This is a genomic window from Calditrichota bacterium (assembly GCA_014359355.1).
GTDB lineage: Bacteria > Zhuqueibacterota > Zhuqueibacteria > JANLFK01 > Oleimicrobiaceae > Oleimicrobium.
Window position 1 is genome coordinate 1 of record JACIZP010000161.1, and the last position, 4664, is coordinate 4664.

Below are 4664 nucleotides of genomic sequence, written 5' to 3' on the forward strand. Positions count from 1 at the left end.
AAGCATTTCGGAGAACATCTTAAAGGCCTCGCTCTTGTATTCGATTAACGGGTCCTTCTGCCCGTACGCGCGCAGGCCGATGCCCTCCTTCATTACATCCATGGAATAGAGGTGGTCCCGCCACTGCTCGTCGATGGCGCGCAATATGGCAAAGCGCTCCAACTGACGCATCAAGGCACCACCCAGGGCCTTTTCCTTGGCCTCGTAGAGCGCCATTGCCTTGCTGCGGATCTTGTCGATGAGCTCCTCGCGGCTGATGCGATCACCCTCGAACTCCTCGCGTGTCACCGTAGTCAACAAGATGCGCCGCAAGTCCTGGTTGAGGCCGTTCCAGTTCCAGTCGTCTGGATATGGACTTTCCGCGGTGTATTCATCCACCCGGTCTTCGATCACCTCTTCCATCATCTCCAGCACGTCTTCCCGCAGGTTTTGGCCGCTGAGGGCGTAGTTGCGGCGGTTGTACACCACCTCGCGCTGCTGGTTCATCACGTCGTCATATTCCAGGAGGTGCTTACGGATGTCAAAGTTGTGTTCCTCCACCCGCTTTTGCGCCCGCTCGATGGACTTGGAGACCATCGGATGGGTGATGACCTCGCCTTCCTGCACCCCCAGCCGATCCATAATGGCGGCGATGCGCTCCGAGCCGAAGAGACGCATGAGGTCGTCTTCCAGCGAGAGGTAGAAGCGAGAAGAGCCAGGGTCGCCCTGCCGACCTGCCCGCCCGCGCAGCTGGCGATCGATGCGCCGCGCCTCGTGCCGTTCGGTGCCTAAGATGTGCAACCCGCACGGCACCTCGTTGTAGCAGTCATACTCCTCCAGGTACGGACACGGCTCAGACCCTGGGTCCGGGCGCACCAGGGCGCAATTGGGGTGCTTGACAACCCCGGCGCCAAGCTTGATGTCCGTGCCGCGACCGGCCATGTTGGTGGCAATGGTGACCGCCCCTGGCTGCCCGGCACGGGCGATAATCTCCGCCTCGCGCTGGTGATGCTTAGCGTTGAGCACGTTGTGCGGAATGCCCCGGCGCTTGAGCATCCGGCTAAGCGTCTCGGACACCTCGACCGAGACGGTGCCCACCAGCACCGGGCGACGCGCCGCATGCATGGCCGCAATTTCCTCGATGACGGCGTTGTACTTCTCCCGCTTGGTGCGGTAGATGCGGTCCTCATAGTCGATGCGACGCACCGGCTCGTTGGTGGGGATGACCACCACGTCGAGTTTGTAGATCTCCCAAAACTCTGCAGCCTCGGTCACCGCCGTGCCCGTCATACCCGCCAACTTGTGGTAGAGGCGGAAAAAGTTCTGCAGCGTGATGGTGGCCAGCGTCTGCGTTTCGCGCTCGATGCGCACCCCCTCTTTGGCCTCGATGGCCTGGTGCAGACCGTCGCTGTAGCGCCGCCCCGGCATCAGCCGGCCGGTGAACTCGTCGACGATGATCACCCGGCCGTCCTCGGAGACCACGTATTCCACGTCCCGCTCGAAGAGGGAGTAGGCACGCAGCAGCTGCGAGATATTCTGAATGCGCTCGCTCTTGATGCCGTATTCCTCCTCGAGACGCGCCCGCCGCTCCGCCTTCTCTTCCGGCGACAGCGTGGGGTCGTTTTCGATCTTCCCGATCCCTTCGGCCAGATCCGGGAGCACGAACATCTCCGGGTCGTTGGGCGACAGCGCCTGGCGCCCCTTCTCGGTGAGGTCGATCACATGGCTCTTTTCGTCGATGGAGAAGTACAGCTCCTCGTCGATCTCGTGCATGCGCTTGTCGCGCATGTAGTCGGCCTCGACCTTCTGGATGAGCCTCTTGACCCCCACTTCCTGCATGATTTTGGCCAGACGCTTGTTCTTCGGCGCGCCGCGCAATGCCTGCAGCAGCTTGATGCCTGCCTCGTATTCCTCCCCCTTTTCCAGGAGCTGCTCGGCTTCGGCCACCAGGCGGTTGACCAACAGGGTCTGGCTTTTCACCAATTGCTCTACGCGCGGCTTGAGCTCCGCAAAGAGGTTGGTGGAATGTTCCACGGCGCCGGAGATGATCAGTGGCGTGCGCGCCTCGTCGATGAGCACCGAGTCCACTTCGTCGACGATGGCGTAATAATGGCCGCGCTGTACCTGGTCTTCGCGCCGGATGGCCATGTTGTCGCGCAAGTAGTCGAAGCCAAACTCGTTGTTGGTGCCATAGGTGATATCACAGTTGTAGGCGCGCCGCCGCCGCTCCGGCTCCATGTCGCTGGCAATGTAATCGACCGTCAGGCCCAAGAATTTGTAGATTTCGCCCATCCACTCGCAGTCGCGCCTGGCCAGGTAATCGTTGACCGTCACCAGGTGCGCGCCTTTGCCCGCCAGGGCGTTGAGGTACAGCGGCATCGTGGCCACCAGGGTCTTGCCCTCACCCGTAGCCATCTCCGCAATCTTGCCCTGGTGGAGCACAACCGCGCCGATGAGCTGCACGTCAAAGGGCACCATGTCCCAGGTGATGTCGTGGTCGCAAACCTTCCAGCTCTTGCCCACCAGCCGGCGGCAGGCTTCCTTGACCACCGCGTAGGCCTCCGGCAGGATCTCGTCCAACACCCGCGCGATGATCTCGTTTTCTTCCTTCTCCAAGGCCGCGATTTCCTGGCGCAAGGACTCGGCGTCGACCTTGAGCACCGCTTCCTCGCCCTCCACCGCGTCGGTGGTCAGCAGTGCGCGCCGCTCATTGAGCTTGGCCCTGACTCCGGCGGTCGCCTCCTGGATGCGCCTGCGAAACTGCTTGGTCTTGTCACGCAGTTGCTCGTCGGTCAGCTCGTGCAGGGTCTCGTAGATGGCATTGATCTGCTGCACAATGGGCATGATGCGCGCCACATCGCGCGTGTGCTTGTCACCAAATAGCTTTGTCAGTAGGTTTCCCATGCGAAGTTACTTTCCTCAAGTGCCACTAATGCGTCGCAGCTCTATGCGTTGTACGCCCCTCTGCGGCAGAAGTTCAATCCGCACGGGGCGAATGGTCTAACAGGCCTCGCCCGCTCTTAACGATCATGTCGCGGGCCTGCAACTCGTTGAGCACCGCGTCCAGAATGCCATTGACGAACTTGTCGCTCTTCTCGGTGCTGTACTTGCGCGAGATCTCGATGGCCTCGTCGATGCTCACCTTGGGCGGGATGTCCTCGAAGTGGAGGAATTCGCACACGGCCATGCGCAGGACAATTTTGTCGATGACTGCCAGCCGGGCAAAGTCCCAGTTGGTACTCTTGGCAACGATGTACGCGTCGAGCTCCTCGCGGTGTTGCAGGGTCAAGGTCACGAGGCGGTGGATGAACTCCGCCAGCTGCCCGTCAACCTGGCGCATGACCAGGGGATCAGCCAGCACCTCGGAAGCACTCCGGCCGCTCAGTTCAGCAGCATAGAGGGCACGGAGCGCCAACTCCCGTGCCGCCCGCCGTGTGTGAACCATGACCACTATCCGTCAAAGAGCTCGATGCTTTAGTCCCTACCGCACCACCGTCCGCCAGCCGTAGCAGTCCTCGCACTCTCCGTTGACGTAGGCGAAGAAGCGCTCCTGTAGACGCGCCGTAATCGGTCCGCGCTTCCCACTGCCGATGGGAACGCGGTCGATGGACTTGATGGGGCTGATTTCGGCAGCGCTGCCGGTGAAAAAGACCTCGTCGGCCACGTACAGCATCTCGCGCGGGATCATCATTTCACGCACCTCGATGCCCATCTCCCGCGCAAACACCATCACCGAGTCGCGGCTGATCCCAGGCAGAATGGAGGCCGTCAGCGGTGGCGTGTAGAGCACACCATCCCTGACCAAGAAGATGTTCTCGCCGCTCCCCTCACTCACATAGCCGTTCACATCAAGAGCTATCCCTTCCACGAAGCCGTTGTGGATGGCCTCTAACTTGATCAGTTGCGAATTGAGATAGTTGGCCCCCGCCTTGGCCAGTGCCGGCAAGGTGTTGGGCGCCATGCGATTCCAGCTCGACACCTGCACGTCCACCCCGACATTGATGGCCTCTTCCCCCAGATACTTGCCCCAGTTCAAGGCGCCAATTGCCACCTCGATGGGGCATCCACGCGGATCCACCCCCAATTGCCCATAGCCGCGAAAGACGATCGGCCGCAAGTATGCGGACTCTAAGCCGTTCACCTTGATGACGTCCACGCAGGCCTGGTTGTTCTGTTCCTGCGTGATGGGGTTCTCCATGCGACTAATCTTGGCGGAATCAAAAAGCCGGCGCGTGTGATCTTTGAGACGGAAAATCGCCGGCCCTTCCGGAGTCTTGTAGCAACGCACGCCCTCGAACACGCTCGAGCCGTAGTGCAGAGCGTGCGACATCACATGCACAGTAGCATCTTTCCAATCGACAAACTTGCCGCTGAACCAGATCTTGCCCTTCTCGTCATCTGGGTGCATGATTTACCTCCTGGTCCTGGTCAAGGGTCTTCGGTCACGTCCGGTCTGTCCAATTCTCCTGTCCATAGCAAAACGGTACGGCCGCTCACCGCAAGTCCTTGAGGCGCAGCTGTAGCATCTGGTGCCCCATGTATTCGTTCTCCTCAATGACGTAGGCGATGTCCAGATTCCCTTCCCCCGGAGCAACCCGGTAACTGAGGTCGCCCAGATTAAACCCTATCGCATCGATGACGATACCATCCTGGCGCACCTTGAGCTTGAGGTGGTTGTTGCCAAC

The 4664-nt window shown here is 60.6% G+C and carries 4 protein-coding genes; all 4 read right to left on the reverse strand.

Going from position 1 to position 4664, the window contains the following annotated elements; all coding sequences use genetic code 11:
- Positions 1–2883 (reverse strand): preprotein translocase subunit SecA (gene secA, locus H5U38_06600; protein ID MBC7186688.1); only part of this gene is annotated, 2883 nt, incomplete at its 3' end.
- A gap of 73 nt (positions 2884–2956) precedes the next feature.
- On the reverse strand, positions 2957–3424 hold the full coding sequence (nusB, locus tag H5U38_06605; protein MBC7186689.1) for a transcription antitermination factor NusB: 468 nt from the start codon (positions 3422–3424) through the stop codon (positions 2957–2959).
- A 36-nt stretch (positions 3425–3460) separates the two neighbouring features.
- On the reverse strand, positions 3461–4387 hold the full coding sequence (locus H5U38_06610) for a branched-chain amino acid transaminase (protein MBC7186690.1): 927 nt from the start codon (positions 4385–4387) through the stop codon (positions 3461–3463).
- 85 nt (positions 4388–4472) lie between these two features.
- A partial coding sequence (locus tag H5U38_06615; protein MBC7186691.1) for a single-stranded-DNA-specific exonuclease RecJ occupies positions 4473–4664 on the reverse strand: 192 nt, incomplete at its 5' end.